Annotated in this window: 20 protein-coding genes and 3 tRNA genes; 18 read left to right on the forward strand and 5 right to left on the reverse strand. The window is 59.1% G+C overall.

Annotated elements, in window-relative coordinates; translation table 11 throughout:
* Positions 1-94: 94 nt before the first annotated feature.
* The 9 genes from alaS to QAO71_RS05610 all read left to right on the forward strand — a co-directional run bounded on the left by alaS (position 95) and on the right by QAO71_RS05610 (position 9,722).
* The gene (gene alaS / locus QAO71_RS05570) at positions 95-2,716 is read left to right on the forward strand and encodes an alanine--tRNA ligase (RefSeq protein WP_280165470.1); all 2,622 of its coding nucleotides are present in this window, start codon (positions 95-97) and stop codon (positions 2,714-2,716) included.
* A gap of 81 nt (positions 2,717-2,797) precedes the next feature.
* A complete protein-coding gene (locus tag QAO71_RS05575) occupies positions 2,798-4,033 on the forward strand; it encodes an aspartate kinase (protein WP_280165471.1) in 1,236 nt (411 codons plus the stop codon).
* A 211-nt stretch (positions 4,034-4,244) separates the two neighbouring features.
* On the forward strand, positions 4,245-4,430 hold the full coding sequence (csrA, locus tag QAO71_RS05580) for a carbon storage regulator CsrA (protein WP_036990539.1): 186 nt from the start codon (positions 4,245-4,247) through the stop codon (positions 4,428-4,430).
* A 60-nt stretch (positions 4,431-4,490) separates the two neighbouring features.
* A tRNA-Ser gene (locus tag QAO71_RS05585) sits at positions 4,491-4,581 on the forward strand.
* Positions 4,582-4,679: 98 nt separating this feature from the next.
* A tRNA-Arg gene (locus QAO71_RS05590) sits at positions 4,680-4,756 on the forward strand.
* A 145-nt stretch (positions 4,757-4,901) separates the two neighbouring features.
* On the forward strand, positions 4,902-6,332 hold the full coding sequence (gene mgtE, locus QAO71_RS05595; protein WP_036990538.1) for a magnesium transporter: 1,431 nt from the start codon (positions 4,902-4,904) through the stop codon (positions 6,330-6,332).
* A 157-nt stretch (positions 6,333-6,489) separates the two neighbouring features.
* Entirely contained in the window at positions 6,490-6,747 is a 258-nt protein-coding gene (locus QAO71_RS05600) for an OadG family protein (protein WP_036990537.1), read from the forward strand.
* Between the two features lie 43 nt (positions 6,748-6,790).
* Entirely contained in the window at positions 6,791-8,575 is a 1,785-nt protein-coding gene (gene oadA / locus QAO71_RS05605) for a sodium-extruding oxaloacetate decarboxylase subunit alpha (protein WP_136869316.1), read from the forward strand.
* Positions 8,576-8,585: 10 nt separating this feature from the next.
* Positions 8,586-9,722 (forward strand): sodium ion-translocating decarboxylase subunit beta, encoded by a 1,137-nt coding sequence (locus QAO71_RS05610; protein ID WP_036990535.1) that lies wholly within the window; start codon positions 8,586-8,588, stop codon positions 9,720-9,722.
* A gap of 105 nt (positions 9,723-9,827) precedes the next feature.
* Here QAO71_RS05610 and QAO71_RS05615 read toward each other — a convergent pair whose 3' ends face one another.
* A complete protein-coding gene (locus tag QAO71_RS05615; RefSeq protein WP_036990534.1) occupies positions 9,828-10,145 on the reverse strand; it encodes an Arc family DNA-binding protein in 318 nt (105 codons plus the stop codon).
* Positions 10,146-10,463: 318 nt separating this feature from the next.
* On the opposite strand from QAO71_RS05615, the gene QAO71_RS05620 reads away from it, so the two are divergent.
* Both QAO71_RS05620 and QAO71_RS05625 read left to right on the forward strand, forming a co-directional pair.
* Positions 10,464-10,540 (forward strand) — tRNA-Arg (locus QAO71_RS05620).
* Positions 10,541-10,734: 194 nt separating this feature from the next.
* Complete coding sequence (locus QAO71_RS05625; RefSeq protein ID WP_036991129.1) at positions 10,735-12,048, forward strand: MFS transporter; 1,314 nt, start codon at positions 10,735-10,737, stop codon at positions 12,046-12,048.
* 19 nt (positions 12,049-12,067) lie between these two features.
* Here the strand turns inward: QAO71_RS05625 and QAO71_RS05630 are convergent, their stop codons facing one another.
* The 4 genes from QAO71_RS05630 to flgA all read right to left on the reverse strand — a co-directional run bounded on the left by QAO71_RS05630 (position 12,068) and on the right by flgA (position 14,565).
* Positions 12,068-12,811: a flagellar brake protein gene (locus QAO71_RS05630; RefSeq protein ID WP_280165472.1), complete on the reverse strand. Its 744-nt coding sequence runs from the start codon at positions 12,809-12,811 to the stop codon at positions 12,068-12,070.
* A 67-nt stretch (positions 12,812-12,878) separates the two neighbouring features.
* Entirely contained in the window at positions 12,879-13,340 is a 462-nt protein-coding gene (locus tag QAO71_RS05635; RefSeq protein WP_074780435.1) for a flagellar protein FlgN, read from the reverse strand.
* A 37-nt stretch (positions 13,341-13,377) separates the two neighbouring features.
* Positions 13,378-13,695 carry a flagellar biosynthesis anti-sigma factor FlgM gene (flgM, locus tag QAO71_RS05640; RefSeq protein WP_036990532.1) on the reverse strand — a complete coding sequence of 106 codons (318 nt, stop codon included), beginning with the start codon at positions 13,693-13,695 and terminating at the stop codon, positions 13,378-13,380.
* Positions 13,696-13,842: 147 nt separating this feature from the next.
* Entirely contained in the window at positions 13,843-14,565 is a 723-nt protein-coding gene (gene flgA / locus QAO71_RS05645) for a flagellar basal body P-ring formation chaperone FlgA (RefSeq protein ID WP_036990531.1), read from the reverse strand.
* Positions 14,566-14,675: 110 nt separating this feature from the next.
* Here flgA and QAO71_RS05650 point away from each other — a divergent pair, with 110 nt between their 5' ends.
* From QAO71_RS05650 to flgF, 7 genes are all read left to right on the forward strand, one after another.
* Entirely contained in the window at positions 14,676-15,611 is a 936-nt protein-coding gene (locus tag QAO71_RS05650) for a chemotaxis protein CheV (protein ID WP_136869319.1), read from the forward strand.
* Between the two features lie 43 nt (positions 15,612-15,654).
* On the forward strand, positions 15,655-16,482 hold the full coding sequence (locus QAO71_RS05655; RefSeq protein ID WP_036990529.1) for a protein-glutamate O-methyltransferase CheR: 828 nt from the start codon (positions 15,655-15,657) through the stop codon (positions 16,480-16,482).
* 183 nt (positions 16,483-16,665) lie between these two features.
* Positions 16,666-17,070: a flagellar basal body rod protein FlgB gene (gene flgB, locus QAO71_RS05660; protein WP_036990528.1), complete on the forward strand. Its 405-nt coding sequence runs from the start codon at positions 16,666-16,668 to the stop codon at positions 17,068-17,070.
* A gap of 2 nt (positions 17,071-17,072) precedes the next feature.
* Positions 17,073-17,525 carry a flagellar basal body rod protein FlgC gene (gene flgC / locus QAO71_RS05665; RefSeq protein WP_036990527.1) on the forward strand — a complete coding sequence of 151 codons (453 nt, stop codon included), beginning with the start codon at positions 17,073-17,075 and terminating at the stop codon, positions 17,523-17,525.
* Positions 17,526-17,537: 12 nt separating this feature from the next.
* A complete protein-coding gene (flgD, locus tag QAO71_RS05670; RefSeq protein WP_280165473.1) occupies positions 17,538-18,215 on the forward strand; it encodes a flagellar hook assembly protein FlgD in 678 nt (225 codons plus the stop codon).
* A gap of 35 nt (positions 18,216-18,250) precedes the next feature.
* Positions 18,251-19,678 carry a flagellar hook protein FlgE gene (locus QAO71_RS05675; protein WP_036990525.1) on the forward strand — a complete coding sequence of 476 codons (1,428 nt, stop codon included), beginning with the start codon at positions 18,251-18,253 and terminating at the stop codon, positions 19,676-19,678.
* 198 nt (positions 19,679-19,876) lie between these two features.
* A complete protein-coding gene (flgF, locus tag QAO71_RS05680) occupies positions 19,877-20,617 on the forward strand; it encodes a flagellar basal-body rod protein FlgF (RefSeq protein ID WP_036990524.1) in 741 nt (246 codons plus the stop codon).
* Positions 20,618-20,629: the final 12 nt, after the last annotated feature.

Below are 20,629 nucleotides of genomic sequence, written 5' to 3' on the forward strand. Positions count from 1 at the left end.
CTGACCGCAGGATGCATGCTATCTTGCGATGCCTATATAATGACGAGTCCTGCCCGGCGATAGCCCGGCCGACCTGATCCGTGATAAGGGACCTATGAAAAGCGCTGAGATCCGTGAAGCTTTCCTTCGCTTCTTTGAAGAAAAAGGCCATACCCGCGTCGCCTCCAGTTCACTGGTGCCGGCCAACGACCCGACGCTGCTGTTTACCAATGCCGGGATGAACCAGTTCAAGGACTGTTTCCTGGGTCTGGAAAAACGTGCCTATACCCGCGCCACCAGCAGCCAGAAGTGCGTGCGCGCCGGCGGCAAGCACAACGACCTGGAAAACGTCGGTTATACGGCCCGTCACCATACCTTCTTTGAAATGCTGGGCAATTTCAGCTTCGGTGACTATTTCAAGCGGGACGCGATTCTCTACGCCTGGGAATTCCTCACCTCGGACAAGTGGCTCAATCTGCCCGCCGAGAAGCTCTGGGTCACCGTCTACGCCAGTGACGATGAAGCCTACGATATCTGGACCCAGGAAGTGGGAGTGCCCGCCGAGCGTATGGTGCGCATCGGCGACAACAAGGGTGCGCCCTATGCCTCCGACAATTTCTGGGCCATGGGTGATACCGGCCCGTGCGGTCCGTGCAGCGAAATCTTCTTCGACCACGGCGACCATATCTGGGGCGGCCCGCCCGGCAGCCCGGAAGAGGACGGCGATCGCTACATCGAGATCTGGAACAACGTCTTCATGCAGTTCAACCGCACGGCCGACGGCGTGATGCATCCGCTGCCGGCGCCGAGCGTGGATACAGGCATGGGGCTGGAGCGCATCAGCGCCGTGCTGCAGCATGTCAATTCGAACTACGAGATCGACCTGTTTCAGAATCTGCTCAATGCAGCGGCCAAAGCTATCGGCTGTGCCAACGAAGGCCAGGCATCCCTGAAAGTCGTCGCCGACCATATCCGCTCTTGTGGCTTCCTGATCGCCGATGGCGTGCTGCCTTCCAACGAAGGGCGTGGCTATGTATTGCGGCGCATCATCCGGCGCGCCTGCCGGCATGGCAACAAGCTGGGCGCGACCGGGACTTTTTTCCATCGTATCGTCGCTGCGCTGGCGGCAGAAATGGGGGACGCCTTCCCCGAGCTGAAGGCTCAGCAGGCGCATATCGAGCGGGTGCTGCAGACTGAAGAAGAGCAGTTCGCCAAGACCCTGGAGCAGGGGCTGCGCATCCTCGAACAGGATCTGGCCGAGCTCAAGGGCAGCGAGATCCCCGGCGACGTAGTGTTCAAACTGTATGACACCTACGGCTTTCCGATGGATCTGACCGGTGATATCGCCCGTGAGCGCGATCTGACCATCGATGAGGCCGGCTTCGAAAGTGCCATGGCCGCCCAGCGTGAGCGCGCGCGTTCGGCCAGCCAGTTCGGTCTCGACTATAACCAGCTGGTACAGGTGGATAGTGAAACCCGGTTCGACGGCTACACTGCGACTGTCGGCTCCGCCCAGATAATTGCCCTGTACCGTGATGGCGAGCAGGTTTCCAGCCTGAACGAGGGCGAGGCAGGCGTGGTGGTGCTGGACCAGACTCCTTTTTATGCCGAATCCGGTGGCCAGGTGGGTGATACCGGCTATCTTGAAGGTGCCGGCGTGCGCTTCGATGTGCGCGATACCACCAAGGCTGGCGGTGCCCACCTGCACCATGGCGTGGTGAGCAGCGGTAGCCTGAACGCCGGCACCTCGCTCCGCGCCGTGGTGGATGACAGCGTGCGTGACGCCACCAAGGGTAACCATTCAGCTACTCACCTGCTGCATGCGGCGCTGCGCCAGGTGCTGGGCGAGCATGTCCAGCAGAAGGGATCGTTGGTCGATAGCCAGCGCCTGCGTTTCGACTTCAGTCATTTCGAGGCCATTCGCCCCGAGCAGTTGCGTGAACTGGAGCGTCTGGTCAACGAGCAGATCCGCCACAACTCGGCAGTGGAGATCGAGGTCACTGACATCGAGACCGCCAAAGCCAAGGGCGCGATGGCGCTGTTCGGTGAGAAGTACGGCGATCAGGTACGGGTGCTGACCATGGGCGGCGGTTTCTCCGTCGAGTTGTGCGGTGGCACGCATGTCGAGCGTACCGGTGATATCGGGCTGTTCCGCATCACTGCGGAAAGCGGCATCGCCTCCGGTGTGCGGCGTATCGAAGCCATTACCGGTCAGGCGGCGCTGGACTGGATCAATCAGTCGGAAGAGCAACTGCGCCAGGCGGCCCAGCTGGTCAAGGGCTCCCGTGACAACCTGCTGGACAAGCTGGCCGCGGTCATCGATCGCAACCGCCAGCTGGAAAAGGATCTGGAACAGCTCAAGGCCAAGGCTGCCAGCGCTGCTGGTAATGACCTGGCCGGTGAAGCACAGCAGCTGGGCGGCATGAACGTCCTGGTCAAGCGTCTCGACGGGTTGGACGGCAAGGCGCTGCTAGCGCTGATCGATCAGTTGAAGAACAAGTTGGGTTCGGCAGTGGTGCTGCTGGGCGGCGAGCTGGACGGCAAGGTAGTGCTGGTGGCCGGCGTCACCAAGGACCTGACCGCCAGGGTCAAGGCCGGTGACCTGATCCGCAATACCGCGCAGGCGGTGGGCGGCAAGGGTGGTGGCCGGCCGGACATGGCCCAGGGCGGCGGCACCGAAGTGGCCGCGCTGGATGATGCATTGGCCGGCGCTGCCGAATGGATCGCACAGCAGTAAATGAATAGGGGTCGGTCCGCTTCAGGCGGATCGACACAACGGTCGGGATAACCGATTTCGCATTGGGAGTTGGTGCAACAGATGGCACTTATTGTCCAGAAGTTTGGGGGTACCTCGGTCGGCAGTGTGGAGCGCATTGCCCAGGTGGCTGAGAAAATCAAAGGGTTCAAGGCTCAGGGCCATGATCTGGTCATCGTGGTATCCGCAATGAGTGGCGAAACCAATCGCCTCATTGGGCTGGCCAGGGACATCTGTGCAGATCCGGACCAGCGGGAAATGGATGTGATCCTGTCCACTGGCGAACAGGTCACCATTGGCTTGTTGGCCATGAAGCTCAAGTCCATCGGTGTACCCGCCATCTCCTATACCGGTGCCCAGGTGCGCATCGAAACCGATAGCTCTTTCGGTAAGGCCCGCATTCAGCATATAGATGAAGCGAAACTGCGCGCCGAATTGGATGCCGGCAAGGTAGTGATTGTCGCCGGTTTCCAGGGCGTGGACGGGCAGGGCAACATCACGACCCTGGGTCGTGGTGGTTCGGATACTACCGGCGTGGCACTGGCAGCGGCGCTGAAAGCCGATGAATGTCAGATTTACACTGATGTGGACGGCGTCTATACCACGGACCCGCGGGTAGTGGAGAGCGCCCGCCGCCTGGAGAAGGTCACCTTCGAGGAAATGCTCGAAATGGCCAGCCTCGGCTCCAAGGTACTGCAGATCCGCGCGTCGAATTCGCCGGCAAATACAACGTGCCACTGCGTGTGTTGCACAGTTTCAAGAGGTCCGGACCTGATTACCCTTGAGGAAGATCTTTCAATGGAACAGCCCGTCATCTCCGGCATTGCGTTCAATCGTGACGAAGCCAAACTGACTATCCGCGGCGTGCCGGATACCCCCGGCGTGGCATACAAGATCCTGGGGCCGGTCAGCGCCGCCAATATCGAAATCGACATGATCGTGCAGAACGTGTCCAAGGATCAGACCACCGACTTCACCTTCACCGTCAATCGCAATGACCAGCGGCGCACCGAAGAAATCCTGCGCAAGGTTGCGACCGATATCGGTGCTCGTGAAGTGGCGGGCGACAGTGCCATCGCCAAGGTGTCCATTGTTGGCGTAGGTATGCGTTCTCACGCTGGTGTGGCCAGCAAGATGTTCGAGGCGTTATCGCGCCACGGCATCAACATCCTGATGATCTCCACCTCGGAGATTAAGATTTCCGTCGTCATTGATGAGAAATACCTGGAGCTGGCCGTGCGTACTTTGCATTCCGCCTTTGAGCTGGATGCACCCGAGCAGGATTCTGACCATATCTGACGGCATGAATAACGGGGCGGCGCGCGGTCATCTCGGTGGGCACGGTTTCTGGCTGTCGTGCCCGCGTGTTGGTCTCGATCAGCATGAAATGGCCATGGCATCGAACGCTCGGTGCCGGTTGTGGTCACATTCATGCAAGCTTGACGGCTGACAGGCAACAAGCCGGTTTATTGCAGAGCTGTGTCCTGATTATTGAGCAAGGAGAAATGGAATGCTTATTTTGACGAGACGGGTTGGTGAGACCCTGATGGTAGGTGATGAAGTTACGGTAACGGTACTGGGCGTGAAGGGGAATCAGGTGCGTATCGGCGTCAACGCCCCGAAAGAAGTGGCTGTTCATCGCGAAGAAATCTACCAGCGCATTCAAAAGGAAAAAGACGAAGCATCAAATGATTAATTTTCTTAAATTTTTCATTGCATTAGCGCAGCCGCGCAGTTAATATTCTGCGCGTGTTACGGAGAGGTGGCCGAGAGGCCGAAGGCGCTCCCCTGCTAAGGGAGTACACCTCAAAAGGGTGTCGAGGGTTCGAATCCCTCCCTCTCCGCCACTTTTGTATTTATAGGTTGTCAATTGTTAAGTTCTTGAATTTAAAAGAAAAAAACATTTGACAGGGAATTAAAAGCCTATATAATACGCACCAACAACGCACTCGTAGCTCAGCTGGATAGAGTACTCGGCTACGAACCGAGCGGTCGGAGGTTCGAATCCTCCCGAGTGCGCCAAACGAGAAAACCCACTGGACATCCAGTGGGTTTTTTTTCGTCCTGCGAATGCAGTCATCATGGCTGTGTAAAAGCCTGCCAGACTGATCATAGCCGCCATGTCATTGCGGCTGCGCAGAGCCTTGTCTTGTCGGAGGACGCACCGATGTCGGAGCTGAACAGAAAATCCCCAGAGCGGCTGCAGGACCGGGTCGATCAGGTGGTGCAGTTGCTGGAACGGCACGGGCTGGCTGATGCCTTGGTGCGCGGCCATGGCGGTCCCGGGTTGATCAATCCCCTCCAGCAGCAGGACCAGATCGAGCTGCAGCATCGGCTGGATGAACTGCATTCAGCGGATGTCGCCTATATTCTCGAATCCCTGCCGTTGGCCGAACGCCTGGCGGTCTGGCAATTGGTCAAATATGACCGCGATGGCGAGATCCTGCTGGAAGTCTCGGACGCGGTGCGCGAAATCCTGATTGCCGACATGGACAATCAGGAAATCATCGCTGCGGCCAATATGCTGGATGCTGATGAGCTGGCGGACCTGGCGCCGGATCTGCCGCGGGACGTGGTTCGCGAGCTGATGGACATGCTGGACGCCCAGCAGCGAGAGCGGCTCAGGTCGGCTTTGTCCTACGACGAGGACGAAGTCGGCGCGCTGATGGATTTCGATATGGTGACCATCCGTGATGATGTCACCCTGGAAGTGGTCAGTCGCTATCTGCGCCGTTTCGATATCCTGCCTGACCACACCGACAAGCTGTTCGTTGTCGATAATGATGGACGGCTTCAGGGCGTACTGCCGATCAAGAAACTGCTGGTCAGCTCGCCGGATGCACTGGTGGCCGAGGTAATGGTTACGGACCCGGTGATTTTCGATCCCCAGGCCCATGCCAGCGAGGCGGCACAGGCATTCGAACGCTATGACCTGGTAACGGCTCCGGTAGTGGATGCCGGTGGGGTGCTATGTGGTCGCCTGACCGTTGATGAAGTGCTTGATTACATCCGTCAGGAAAGCGAGACGGAAGCGCTCAATTCTGCCGGTCTGCGCGAAGAAGAGGACATCTTCGCCTCGGTCTGGAAATCCGTGCGCAACCGTTGGGCCTGGTTGGCAATCAACCTCTGTACCGCGCTGATAGCTTCCCGGGTAATCGGTCTGTTCGAAGGAGCCATTGAGCAACTGGTGGCGCTGGCGGCCTTGATGCCCATCGTCGCCGGCATTGGTGGCAACTCCGGTAATCAGACCATCACCATGATTGTCCGCGGTATCGCCACCGGTCAGGTGCAGGTCGCTCACGGTCAGCGGCTGCTGCGCAAGGAGGCGGGGGTGGCGATGATCAACGGTCTGTTCTGGGGTTTGATGCTGGCTATCATTGCCTACATTCTCTATGGCAACGTCGCGCTGTCAGTCGTGTTGATGGCAGCCATGTTGCTGAACATGCTGCTGGCGGCGCTGATGGGTGTGGTAATCCCTCTGGCCAGACTGCGCACCGGCGGCGACCCGGCATTGGGCTCCAGTGTGCTGATTACCGCGATCACCGACAGTGGCGGATTTTTCATTTTTCTCGGGCTGGCTACCCTGTTTCTGCTATAGGCGCGGCGCCTTTTCCAGTGTCGCATTGATTGCCAAGGATGTCACATCAGGATACATTACCCCGGCTTTGTAGTGACGGAATGGTGTCTCGTTCCGTCTGTCCTCAAGAAGCGCGTCCACGTAAGTGGTGCGCTTTTTTAATGGAGATAGAAAAATAATGACCTCTTCCGAACTGGTGATGGAAGGCGTTGATTTGATGTTCATGGGGCTGGGAACGGTATTTGTCTTTCTGGTGCTGCTGGTTGGCTTGATCAACCTGATGTCCTTCATCATCAGCCGTTTCTTTCCTGACGCCGCACCCACCATTGCTGCACCGAAACGTGCGGCTGCCGCCATCGCGCAGCCGGTCGACTCCGAAATGCTCGCCGTAATAGGAGCGGCTGTCAGCCAGCACCGCGCACGCCGCCGTAGCTGAAAAGCTCATCCAGAAAAAATTACAAAATAAAGGCCATATCATTATGACCGACCTGAAAAACCAGCCATTAGGTATTACCGACGTCATTCTGCGCGACGCGCACCAATCCATCCTCGCTACCCGTATGCGTCTTGAAGACATGCTGCCGATTGCCGGCAAGCTGGATCAGGTCGGCTTCTGGTCGGTCGAATCCTGGGGTGGCGCGACCTTCGATGCCTGTATCCGTTACCTGGGAGAAGACCCCTGGGAGCGTATCCGCGAGTTGAAGAAAGCCATGCCCAACACCCGCCAGCAGATGCTGCTGCGCGGCCAGAACCTGCTGGGTTACCGCCATTACGCTGATGATGTGGTGGAAAAGTTCGTTGAGCGCGCGGCGATCAATGGCGTGGATGTATTCCGCGTGTTCGACGCAATGAATGATCCGCGCAATCTGGAAACTGCGCTCAAGGCGGTGCGGCGGGTCGGCAAGCATGCCCAAGGTACCATTTCCTATACCACCAGCCCGGTGCACACGCTGGAGATGTGGGTCGACCTGGCCAAGCAGATCGAGGACATGGGCGCCGAGTCCCTGGCCATCAAGGACATGGCTGGCATTCTCAACCCCTATGTGGCATTCGAGCTGGTAACACGGCTCAAGCAGACGCTGAGCATTCCCGTGCACATGCAATGTCACGCGACCGCCGGTCTCTCCACTGCCGCTATTCTCAAGGCGGCGGAAGCGGGTATCGATAATGTCGATACGGCCATTTCCTCCATGTCGATGACGTATGGCCATTCGCCGACTGAGTCGGTCGTGGCGATTTTCCAGAACACGCCGCGGGATACCGGCTTGAATCTGGAGTTGCTGGAGGAGGTCGCTGCCTATTTCCGTGAGATACGCAAGAAATACGCAAAATTCGAGGGCAACCTCAAAGGTGTGGATTCGCGCATTCTGGTGGCGCAGGTGCCCGGCGGCATGCTGACCAACATGGAAAGCCAGCTCAAGGAGCAGGGCGCTGGTGAGAAATTCGATGAAGTGTTGGCGGAAATTCCGCGGGTGCGTGAAGACCTGGGCTTCATCCCTCTGGTTACCCCCACCTCGCAGATCGTTGGCACCCAGGCGGTCATCAACGTACTGACCGGTGAGCGTTACAAGTCCATCACCAAGGAAACTGCCGGTGTGCTCAAGGGTGAATACGGCGCGGCGCCGTCCCCTTTCAATAGCGAACTGCAGGCGCGGGTGCTCGACGGTGCGGAGGCGATTACCTGTCGCCCGGCGGATCTGCTTGAGCCGGAAATGGACAAGCTGACCATCGAGTTGCGCAATCTGGCAGCAGAGAAGGGCATCAAGCTCGCAGCGAACGAGATCGATGATGTGCTGACCTACGCCCTGTTCCCGCAGATCGGATTGAAGTTCCTGGAGAACCGCGGTAACCCGGCAGCCTTCGAGCCGGCACCCACCGGCCAGGAATTGGCGGCTGCCAGCACCAAGCCGGGTGAGCCGGAAGTGTATACCGTCACGGTCAATGGCAAGGAGTTCGTGGTTCAAGTAGCTGATGGCGGTGATATCACTGGCATCAAGCAGGTCGGTGACGCGGCACCAGCTCCGGTTACAGCTGTCCCCGCAGCGGGCGGAGGCGATCCGCAAGTGGCTTCGCTGGCTGGTAATATCTTCAAGGTGCTGGTGCAGCCGGGTGAGCAGGTGGATGAAGGCGAACTGGTCATGATCCTGGAAGCCATGAAAATGGAAACCGAGATTCGCGCCTTCAAGGCGGGCGTCGTCGGTACGGTCAACGTCAAGGTGGGCGATGCGGTATCGGTCGGTGACACCTTGTTGACCATCGGCTGAGGAGACCACCATGGAAAAGCTATCCGTGCTCTGGCACACCACCGGGCTGTATCAGATCGCGCCCGGCCAGGCGTTCATGATCCTGGTGTGTCTGATGCTCATTTACCTGGCGATTAGCAAGGGCTTCGAGCCGCTGCTGCTGATTCCGATCGGCTTCGGTGGCATCCTGGCCAACCTGCCGGTGGCGGGCATGGCGGAAGTCGGCGGTCTGCTCCGGCTTATCTATGATGTCGGTATTCCCACCAGTGTATTTCCGCTGCTGATCTTCATGGGTGTGGGCGCGATGACTGACTTCGGCCCCATGCTGGCAAACCCGCGCACACTGTTGCTCGGCGCTGCCGCCCAGGTCGGGATCTTCGGTACGCTGCTGGGTGCCCTGGTGCTGACCGCTTGGGGCGTTCCCGGCTTCGAGTTCACTATGCGCGAGGCGGCTTCCATCGCCATCATCGGCGGTGCCGATGGTCCCACCTCGATCTTCGTGACCTCCAAACTGGCGCCGGATCTGTTGGGACCCATCGCGGTCGCAGCCTATTCCTATATGGCGCTGGTGCCGCTGATTCAGCCGCCCATCATGCGGGCACTGACCACGGAGAAGGAGCGCGCCATTGTCATGACGCAGTTGCGGCCCGTCAGCAAGACCGAGAAGATCGTGTTCCCATTGGTTCTGTTGCTGCTGATCTCCCTGCTGTTGCCGGATGCGGCGCCGCTGGTAGGTATGTTCTGCTTCGGTAACCTGATGCGTGAGTGCGGTGTGGTCGAGCGTCTGGCCGACACCAGCCGTAATGCGCTGATCAACATCGTGACCATCGGTCTCGGGTTGGCGGTGGGTTCCAAGTTGTCCTCGGATTCATTTCTTCAGCTCAAGACGCTGGGTATTCTGGTGCTCGGTATGGTTGCCTTCTGCGTAGGTACGGCGGGTGGTGTACTGATGGCCAAGCTGATGAATCTGGTCAGCAAGCACCCCATCAATCCGCTGATCGGCTCGGCCGGTGTCTCGGCGGTGCCGATGGCTGCGCGGGTATCCAACCGGGTCGGCCTTGAGGCGAATCCGCAGAACTTCCTGCTGATGCACGCCATGGGACCGAACGTGGCGGGTGTCATTGGCTCTGCGGTGGCGGCGGGTATCCTGTTGACCTTCGTCAGCTGACCGATATCCCGATAGAAAAAACCCCGTTCAGTTGCCTGGACGGGGTTTTTTTATAGCTGAGGAATAGGGCGGCAGAGCGGTTTGCCATGCCTGCCGTAGCGTACTTCAGCCTTGTTCGCTGGCCAGCAGAGCCAGTAGCGCATTCTGCTGACGACGGCTCATTTCCCGGAAGCGCAGCAGCAATTCCCGCTCCGGATGGTTCAGGTCTTCCAGGCGCTGTTCATCGAGAGTCTGGCGCGAAGGATGCTCGGGTAAGCTCGGCAGATCCAGCAGGCTGTGCTCCAGCCGGGCGATGATCTCCGAATTCATGCTGCGATGATGTTGCTTGGCAACTTCGGCAATGCGGTCACGCATGCCCTCGGGAAGACGAACAACGAATTTGTCAGCTGTCCGGCTGGTGTAATGCTGAAGTGCTGTTTTCATGGGCAAAAATAATCACTTTGGCTAATGAATCGATCCCGGCCAGTTGGAATCCGCATGGCTTCCTGCCATCCAAACCGCCATCTCGTCAGGATTTGGAAAAATCCCTGACACATTGACAATGGATAAAAGCATTTTGCTCAACTCTAATACCCATTTTTTTCAATGGCTTACAAAGTGTCGGAATTACGTCTCTTTTTTGCGACATCTTTCCGGCGCTGGCCATTTGAGATCGAACTTTCGCACCATTTGTCAAGGTGGTCAAGCCCGTCTGCGATCGGTTATCATGCGCAGCACAAAGTCGAGCATTTACAATCATTTGCGCTTGTAGCTCAGCTGGATAGAGCAACCGCCTCCTAAGCGGTAGGTCCCCGGTTCGAATCCGGGCTCGCGCACCAGATGACCGAGCCTGACAGTCCGCACTGTCAGGCCTTTGACGTGCCGGTCCATGCAATTCTCTTTTCCTGGTCCCGCTCCTTGAGTACCGATGTGTCCGATCCTGACGCTGCGTCCGGCTGCGTCCTTCATGCAGCTGCTATCCTGTGTAGCGAAGCAGTTTTTATCCGGTATCCAGCTTAACGGGAGTTTTTCATTGCCCAGTACCTTTGCCTCCTTCTCATCCCTGTACTTCTCCACTCTTCTGATGCTGCTGGGCAGTGGTCTGCTCAGTACCTACCTCGGCCTGCGCCTGTCTGCTGCCAATGTCAGTGAAATCTGGATCGGTGTGCTCATGACGGCCTATTACGTCGGTCTGGTGATGGGGGCGTCGGTGGGGCATCGGTTGATTGCCCAGGTCGGGCATATCCGGGCCTTTGTTGCCAGCGCCGGGATAGTGACGGCTTCGGTGCTCGGCCACGCGCTGACATCCAGCGTGGAAGTCTGGTTGGTCCTGCGCTGGCTGGTGGGTGTGGCGATGATGTGTCAGTACATGGTGCTGGAGAGCTGGCTGAACGAGCAGGCGGAATCCCACCAGCGGGGGCGGGTCTTCGCCGGCTATATGCTGGTGACCTTCCTCGGCCTGGGGCTGGGGCAGCTGGTGCTGACGCTGATGCCCGAGTTGAGCATGCGCCATATCATTCTCGTGGCGATGTGCTTTGCCCTGTGCCTGGTGCCGGTGGCGGTCACCCGCCGGTTGCACCCGGCACCCTTGCATCCGGCGCCGCTGGAAGTCCGTCTGTTCGTCAAGCGTATTCCCCAGGCGCTGAGTACCATCGGCGTGGCCGGATTGCTGTTGGGCGCCTTCTACGGGCTGGCGCCGGCGTATGCCAGTTCGGTTGGTCTGGACACCGAGCATGTCGGCGTGTTCATGGCGGTCACCATTGGCGCGGGGCTATTAGCCCAGTGGCCTGCGGGCTGGCTGTCTGATCGCCTGGACCGTAGCCGGATGATCCAGGTAAACGCCATCGTCCTCACCACCGTCTCGCTGCTCATTGCTCTGGTGGCCTGGCCGCAGTTACTGTTATTGCTGACCGGCATCTTTGGGCTGCTGGCGTTCACGCTCTATCCGCTGGCAGTGGCGCTGGCCAACGACCACGTTGAGCAGGAGGAGCGCGTGCTGCTGTCGGCGATGCTGTTGGTCACCTTTGGCCTGGGTGCCAGTGCCGGGCCATTGCTCGGGTCCGTGCTGATGAAGTTTGGCGGCGCGCCGATGTTGTACGTCTTCATGGCTTGTAGCAGTTTGCTGCTGGTGATCTTCGTGCGGCCGGAACGGGTTACCGGAGAACATCTCGTCGAAGAGGCGCCGATCCAGTTCATGCCTGCTGCCGGTAACCTGGCCTCGTCACCGCTGGCCGCGGCCATCGACCCCCGAGTCGACGAGCAGGTGGTGATCGATCAGATGCAAGAAGAGACGGACCCTCAGGAGCAGCCGGTCGCCGAAGAGGATGATGAGCACCGGCCGGGCTAGGCTGGTAAACGAAAGCACCTCAGAACAGGTCTTCCTTCTCCAGCCGGCGTGCTTCGCGTTGCAGATAATGTACGAAGCGGTCGATTGGCCGTTGGGCCTGTGGGCTGGGCTGATGAAAGCGCAGCCCGACATGCGTGGTGCCGCTGTCCTGGTGATATTCGCGGTGGCGTATCTCCAGATTGATATCGAACTCGGCGGTATCCGGTAACAGCAGTCGGCTCAGCTCATAACGCTCTCCCGGCTGCAGCCCTTGCACGTGATTACCCAACAGGCGGGCCTTGCAGCCGGTCGCGGAAATGTCCAGCAGCTCTCCCTCGAAGCGTCGTTGATGCTTGGCGTGAATCAGCTCCACCCGGGTATCGATACTGCGTTGCACGGTGGCGCGGAACGCGCCGCGACGTTGATGGTAGATCATGCTGTGGGGCAGCGGCACGCTGAAGGCGGGGGCATCCTCGAGCATCACCCGCTGTGCATCAGCTCCCACCCAGCGCATGTGCACACCGTCCAGCCAGGCATCTATCCGAAAGCTTTCTCCCTGGCTGGCCCACTTGTCACCGATGTGCGGAATCATTTCGTCGATGAGCAGGGCCCCGTTCTGGGTATCCAGATCAACGATATAGCTCTGGAAGGTCTGGCTGCGACCATCGAAGGTGATGTTCAGAGGAATGTGAAATTGCTGCAGGTTCTTCAGCAGAATGTGAATTTCGATGCTGGCGGTAACTTCCCGGGGCGGCTGCGGGCTGCCCTCTTGTTCGAATAACATTGACACGACGGTTTCTCGCTGGCGATGGAGTCAATGTGGCTGGCTAGGCAGGCCAGCGACATCCTTGTCAGGCACGGCTTATCGGGCGCCCGGATGCGGAGCGACTGGCGTTCCCCTGACGATCGTACACATTCTGGCTGGCTTCGCCCTGGTTGCGCAGCAGGTCCAGCAATCGGGAGTTGATATGCTGGCTGTGGCGAATCAGTCTGGCATTGCGCAGGTTGGCATTCTGGCAGCGTTCGGCAGCAGTGAGGAAGTCGGTGTGCTGGGCGGCCAACGCGGGGTTATCCAGGCTGCCGATAAAGTCGGTCAGGCTTTGTGAAGCCGGTTTGCTGAGTGTTTCGCACTGGGCGGACAGGGCTTGCTCGTCAGCGACCAGAACTGCGATCAGCGGTGTCTTGGTCTTGGTCAGGGCGTCGAGAGCGTCCATATCCTGATCGAGCAGAACCTGGCGTTCCTGATCAAGCAATTCGGCGAACTGCTCGCAATGTTGTGTGGCCTGGGCAAAAAGTGCGCTGAGATCCTGCATCCTTCATTCTCCGCTGGGCTGCACGGCCACCATCAGATCACTGCTCGAGAGCGATCAGTTTGTCGGCGATCCGCGTACTGTCTATCTGATAGCTACCGTCGGCGATGGCCTGCTTGATCTGCTCGACGCGTGCGCTGTCCACTTCCGGCAGTTCCCGCAGGCGTTCTTCGATAGCCTGCAGTTGCTGCGCCTGATTGCTCAACTTGACCCCGGAGTCGGCGGCTGCCGGTTTGCCGGCGGTCGGTGCGTCGTCGCTCGGGCGTTCCGCCGCCACATCGCGCTTGCCACTGGCTGCGCCGGTCTGGCTGCTGCGGGCGGCGTTATTGGTGCCGCCGGTATTGAAATCTATGACCATGGGTGTGTCCTCAGAACCTGAATGCCTTCTGCTGTAACGGCAGCCACGGCAGAAACTTTAGGGCTGGGAGAAATAATTGTGTGACCTGCTGCACAGTTTGCATGCCTGATTGGATGGCGACAAGTATAGTCGATTCGGGATGCCACATCACATTGCCACTTCGACCTGACCGGGGCCGATGATGCGGGCCCGAATCACACGGTCCGAGCGAGTATTGCGCACCCTGATCTGGCTGCCGGTACTGCCGCTTTCCAGCGCCTCGCCCGGCATGCGCACCGAGACCCGGCTGTTGGCCGCGCTGATCACCACCTTGTCACCGCGCTTTACCGTTTCGTCCTGCTCCAGCTGGTTGGCGCCCAGTACGCTGTCAGCGGCAACCGGACGCCGGGTGCGCAGACCGATGGCTTGCTCCGGGCGTGTCAGATAGCTGCCGCTGAGGTTGCCGACGTTGCGTTCAAGCAGGGTGACATCACCGGCGCTGATGACGCCATGGCGTGGTAGCGGGCGGGTAGTCACCACCACCGGCTGGAACAGGTCGACAGTCGCCGGCACGAACAGCCGCCATTGCACCTCACTATCACAACTGATGCGTACAGTGACGCGCCCGATTGGTACTTCCGGGCTTTCCAGATTGGCCTGGATCGCGTCGGCCGGGCACAATGGCAGCCGCAGCCGCGGATCGAGTCGGCTGACCGTGATCTCGAAACGCGCCTCGGCGGTACTGCTGGCAAGATGTGCGGCAACTTTCTGTTCAAGATAGTCGGTGGTCGTGCCGATAAGCTGATCAATAAGCGGACTGGCATTCAGACTGCTGGAACTCAGCAGCGCAATAGCCGCGATCAGTTTGATGAGAAATGCCGGTAACTGCATGGAATCCGAAGCCCTGACTCAAGTGACGCCGTCAAAATGCCGGCGTCGAATGTGTGCTGATGAAAGTGGTGCAAGGACCATGCCTGGTTTGTATCTGAGAGGAGCTATTCATGGCTGGCATAATGGATTCGGTAGACAAGCGCACCCAATTGGTCGGACAGAATCGGCTCGAGCTGCTGCTCTTCCGGCTGGGCGGTCGGCAGCTGTACGGCATTAACGTATTCAAGGTCAAGGAGGTGCTCCAGTGCCCCCGGCTGACCTCGTTGCCCAAGCTGAATCCAATGGTGCGGGGCGTGGCACATATCCGCGGTGGAACCTTGCCGATCATTGATCTGGGCAAGGCCACGGGTGGTCGGGAGCTGGAGGACCTGTCCTCCGCGTTTGTCATCATCACCGAGTACAACAGCCGGGTACAGGGCTTTCTGGTGCGAGCCGTGGAACGCATCGTCAATCTGAACTGGTCCGACGTGCATGCGCCGCCCAAGGGCGCCGGCCGGGAGCACTACCTGACCGCAGTAACGCGGGTCGATGAGCAAATGGTGGAAATCATCGACGTGGAGAAGGTGCTGGCCGAAGTGCTCGCCGGTGAGCGGACCGTGCCGCAGCAGGCACAGACTGAGGAAGTACAGACGCTGGCGGCCACCACCAGTCGCAAGGTGTTGGTGGTCGATGACTCGACGGTGGCGCGCAAGCAGGTCATCCGCTGCCTGGAGACTTTGGGCATCGAGGTGATTGCGCTGAACGATGGTCGCCAGGCGCTGGACTGGCTGAAGGCCGAAGCCGATGCCGGCGTTCAGGTGAGCGATTCGCTGTTGATGCTGATTTCGGATATCGAAATGCCGGAGATGGACGGTTACACTCTCACGGCCGAGGTCAGAAGTGATCCGCGAATGGAGGGCCTGCATGTCATGCTGCACACCTCGCTTTCCGGCGTATTCAACCAGGCCATGGTGCGCAAGGTTGGCGCGGATGCCTTTCTGGCGAAATTCAACCCTGACGATCTGGCTGACCGGGTTATCCAGCGTCTGCAGGCGACCGACACATGAAGCCTGATAGCATCTGCCATGCATCTGGCCTGGAGCGAACTGCGTGAGCATTGCTGATCAGAGTTTCAACCTGTTCCGGGATTATCTCGAAAGAACCTGCGGTATCGTCCTGGGCGACAACAAGCAGTATCTTGTGGCCAGCCGGCTCAATCGACTGCTGGAGCAGCGCGGTATCCGTGATCTGGGCGAGCTGATGCGGCATATCCAGCAGCAGCCGCGCTCGGGGTTGCGCGAGCTGGTGGTGGACGCCATGACCACCAACGAGACCTTGTGGTTTCGTGACAACTATCCCTTCGAAATTCTCAAGGACCGGCTGATTCCGGAGTTCATCGGCAATCAACCGGGGCAGCGCTTGCGCATCTGGTCGGCGGCGTGCTCCTCAGGGCAGGAACCCTATTCGCTGAGTATGACCATAGACGAGTACGAGCGGGCCAATCCCGGCCAGCTGCGTGGTGGGGCGCAGATCGTCGCCACCGAGATATCCAGCAACATGCTGGCAGCAGCCCGCGCCGCCCAGTACGACAGCCTGGCGATCGCCCGAGGCCTGTCGCAGGACCGACTGACGCGCTATTTCGATCAGCAGGAGCCAGGCCGCTGGACAGTGAAGGTGCCGGTACGTAGCCGAGTCGAATTTCGCCAGCTCAATCTGCTCGACAGCTACGCGGTGCTCGGCCGGTTCGATATCGTCTTCTGCCGCAACGTGTTGATCTATTTCTCCGCCGAGGTGAAGAAGGACATCCTGCGACGTATCCATGCCACCCTCAAACCGGGCGGCTACCTGTTGCTCGGTGCCTCCGAGGCATTGAATGGCCTGCCCGAACTGTACCGCATGGTGCAATGCAATCCGGGGATCATCTACCAGGCTCGTTGAGCCTGCGCCGCTTTTGCCGTTTTACCACGACAGTCTTGCCATCAGGCGGAAGGATATTGCCGCCTGATGCGCTTCTTATTTCTCAACTAGTTGATATGTAAGAAATTTATGTAATAGGCACGGCTATTGCTTATAACCTGGCATCAGAACTCTGGCCATCGGGCCACAGTGAGGAATGTCATTATGAGTTTGAGCTTCGATCGCGCACTGGGGCTGCATGAGCAGGCACTGAACTTTCGTGCCGACCGTGCTGCGGTGCTGGCGAACAATATCGCCAATGCCGATACCCCCAACTATCAGGCCCGCGACCTGGATTTCGCCAGTGTGCTGGAAGCCCAGCAGACTGGCGCGGATCGCCCGTTCCAGGCGACTCGCACCCATGCCCGGCACCTGGATGTCGAAGGTTTCATCGATCAGGCAGCGGGCCTGCGTTATCGCATCCCCAGCCAGCCATCGGTGGATGGCAATACCGTTGAAGTCCAGGCCGAGCAGGCTCGCTACGCGGAAAACGCCATCGATTTCCAGGCCAGCTTCACCTTTCTCAACAGCAAATTCAAAGGGCTGATGACAGCCCTGCGCGGAGACTGATCATGTCGCTCAATCAGGTATTCGATATTGCCGGTTCCGGCATGAACGCCCAATCCCTAAGGCTCAATACCGTGGCCAGCAACATGGCCAATGCCGAGACCGTATCCAGCAGCATTGATCAGACCTACCGCGCCCGGCAGGCCGTATTTGCCACGGTGTTCAACGAGCAGCAGGCGATGGACGGTGCCCTGGGTGGCTCGTTGTTCGCGCCCACCGACCAGGCGGGGCAGGGCGTGCAGGTGCTGGGCGTAGTTGAGTCGGATGCGGAGCTGCAGTCGCGCTACGAGCCCGATCACCCCATGGCCAACGAGGAGGGCTACGTGTTCTATCCGAACGTCAACGTGGTGGAGGAAATGGCCAACATGATGGCTGCCTCGCGGGCCTATCAAACTAACGTGGAAATCATGAATACCGCCAAGACCATGCTGCAGCGCGTGCTGACGCTGGGCCAATAAGGGAGTGGGCAGATGAGCAATATCAGCGTCGGCAACAGCCTGCTGGATCAATATAAGGTTGATCAAAACCGCTTTGCCAAGGGCGATGAGCTGGGCAAGAACGAGTTTCTTGAGCTGCTGGTCGCGCAATTGAACAACCAGGATCCGCTGGCGCCCCAGGAAAATGGCGAGTTTATCGCGCAACTGGCGCAGTTCAGCACCGTCGAAGGCATCGAGAAGATGAACAGCACCATGGAGGCCATGGCCAGCAGCTTCCAGTCTTCCCAGGCGTTGCAGGCCTCGTCTCTGGTGGGCCGGACTGTGGTGGTACCGACGGATAAGGCAATGGTTGATCCCGAGGCCGGCTTTACCGGTCAGTTGGCGTTGCCGCAGGCCAGCGGTGCGGTGAGGGTGAACGTTTACGACGAGGCCGGCAGTGTGGTCTCCACCATCAATCTGGGCGCTCAGGAAGGTGGTATTCACGAGTTTACCTGGGACGGTACCGACGCCAGCGGCAATGTCTTGCCGGCCGGCAAATACCGTTTCGAGGCGCAGGCCAGCGTCAATGGCGAGACCGTCCAGCTGGCTACGCTGTTGCCGGCGAATGTGGACAGCGTCTCCCTCGGTGTCGGTCATGGCGGTGAAATGGTTCTCAACCTGGCTGGGCTGGGCAGTATCGGCCTGTCAGAAGTTTTCTCAATCGGTAAATAACGTCGTCCGACGAGCGTAAAAAGCAGGAGTCAATCATGTCTTTCAATATCGGTCTCAGTGGTATCCGGGCGGCATCTTCCGATCTGAATATCACCGGTAATAACATCGCCAATGCCAGTACCGTGGGTTTCAAGAGCTCCCGTGCGGAGTTCGCCGATGTCTATTCGGCGTCCATTCTCGGTACCGGCAGCAATGCCCAGGGCAGCGGGGTGGTGCTCGACAACGTCGCGCAGATATTCACCCAGGGCAATATCAACTACACCGAGAACAGCCTGGATCTGGCAATCAACGGCAACGGTTTCTTCGTTACCAGTAACAACGGCGCGCTGAGCTACACCCGTGCCGGCTACTTTGGTACTAACCAGGAAGGCTTCATCATTAACAACAATGGTGAGCGGCTGCAGGGCTATGGGGTCAATGCGGTGACTGGCAGGATCAATGAAGGTGTGCCGACCGACCTGCGGGTGGATACCCGGGCGGCTAACCCCAACCGCACCAGCAAGGTGGAATCGACGCTGAACCTGAACTCCACCAGTGTGCGGCCAACTGCGGCGCAGAATGCCTATGACACCACCTTTGCCACGGAATACAGCGCTCATATCACCGCTAATGCGGTTGACCCGGAAGCGCCGACCGAGGACGAAATAGCCGCGGCCCGGGCTGCGGCCGAGCCGGCAGCATTGACTGCCGCACGGGATCAAGCGCGTACCGGCTTTGATCCGAGCGACTCCTCCACCTACAACAGCTCCACCTCGGTCAACGTCTATGACAGCCTGGGCAATGCCCACGTGATGACCAAGTACTTCGTCAAGACCGACGCCAATACCTGGGATATGCACGTATTGATCGATGGCCGCGATCTGAGCGGTACGCTGGCAACCGATCCGGCTTTTTCCAGCGACCCTGAAGTGCTGACGTTCAACAGTAGCGGTGCGTTGATTGGCGGGCAGATCACCAATATCGGCGGCGCAGCCGGGTGGCAGCCCCTGGATGCCAATGGCGAGCCGGCGGGTGCCGAGGTCCAGAACCTGAGTCTGGACCTGACCGGCTCATCCCAGTACGCCTCCAGCTTCGGCGTCACCTCGGTGGTGCAGGACGGCTTCACTACCGGCGAGCTGGCGGGCCTGAGTATCGATGACAACGGCATGTTGATTGCCCGTTACACTAACGGTCAGACCAAGACCCAGGGCCAGCTGGTGCTGGCGACCTTCGCCAACCAGCAGGGCCTGAAACCGCTGGGTGACACTGCCTGGGCCCAGTCCAGTGCGTCCGGTGAGCCGGTCATCGGTGTGCCGGGTAGCGGAACCCAGGGTCTTATCCAATCGGGAGCGCTGGAGCAATCCAACGTGGATCTGTCGGAAATGCTGATCAACCTGATCGTTGCCCAGCGCAACTATCAGGCCAACGCGAAAACCATCCAGACCGAAGACGCGGTAACCCAGACCATCATCAACCTTCGGTAAGATCTTCGGCTCGGCACAGCGGCAACGGCGGCAATTTGTATTGCCGCCGTTGCCGCTTTTTTATGTGTTGATATTTTAAACTATTGATTTACAAAGGATATACCCCTGTCTTTTCTGTTGGCACGATACCTGCTTTGTTCTGTGTAGAGATCATTCAATGCGGCAATTTTCCGTCGCCTTGTCGAAGCGGAGCAGCGTGTGGACAAATCCCTCTTTCTTTCCATGAGCGGCGCCAGCCAGAACATGCTGGCCCAGCGCGCCCATGCCAATAACCTGGCCAACGTCAGCACCACTGGCTTTCGGCGGGATTTCGAGCAGGCCCGTTCGATGCCGGTGTTCGGCGAGGGACTGCCGACGCGCGCCTATGCCATGACCGAACGCCCCGGCACCGATATGTCCGCTGGCGTACTGCAGGAAACCGGGCGTGATCTGGACGTCGCCGTTGAAGGTGAAGGCTGGATCGCGGTGCAGGCACCTGATGGCGGTGAGGCTTATACCCGCGCCGGCAATCTGAAGATCGATGTATTCGGCATCCTGCGTACCAGCGGTGGCTTGCCGGTACTCGGCAATGCAGGGCCGATCGCCTTGCCGCCGGCTGACAAGGTCGAGATCGGCACCGACGGTACCATCAGCTTCCGTGCCCAGGGCGAAGCACCCAACGTGCTGGCCGAGGTGGATCGCATCAAGCTGGTCAAGCCAGATCAGGTCGCCATGCACAAGGGCGAGGATGGCCTGATGCGCATGAATGACGGTCAGGAACAACCAGCCGATGGCGCCGTGACCCTGGTTACCGGCTTTCTCGAAGGCAGCAACGTCAACGCGGTGGAAGAGATGACCGCCATGCTATCCCTGGCCCGGCAGTTCGAGCTGCATATCAAAATGATGCGCACCGCCGAAGAGAACGCCCAGGCCACCAACAAACTTCTGCAGATCAGCTGATCACACCTGACC

The organism is Halopseudomonas sp. SMJS2, assembly GCF_029866945.1.
GTDB lineage: Bacteria > Pseudomonadota > Gammaproteobacteria > Pseudomonadales > Pseudomonadaceae > Halopseudomonas > Halopseudomonas bauzanensis.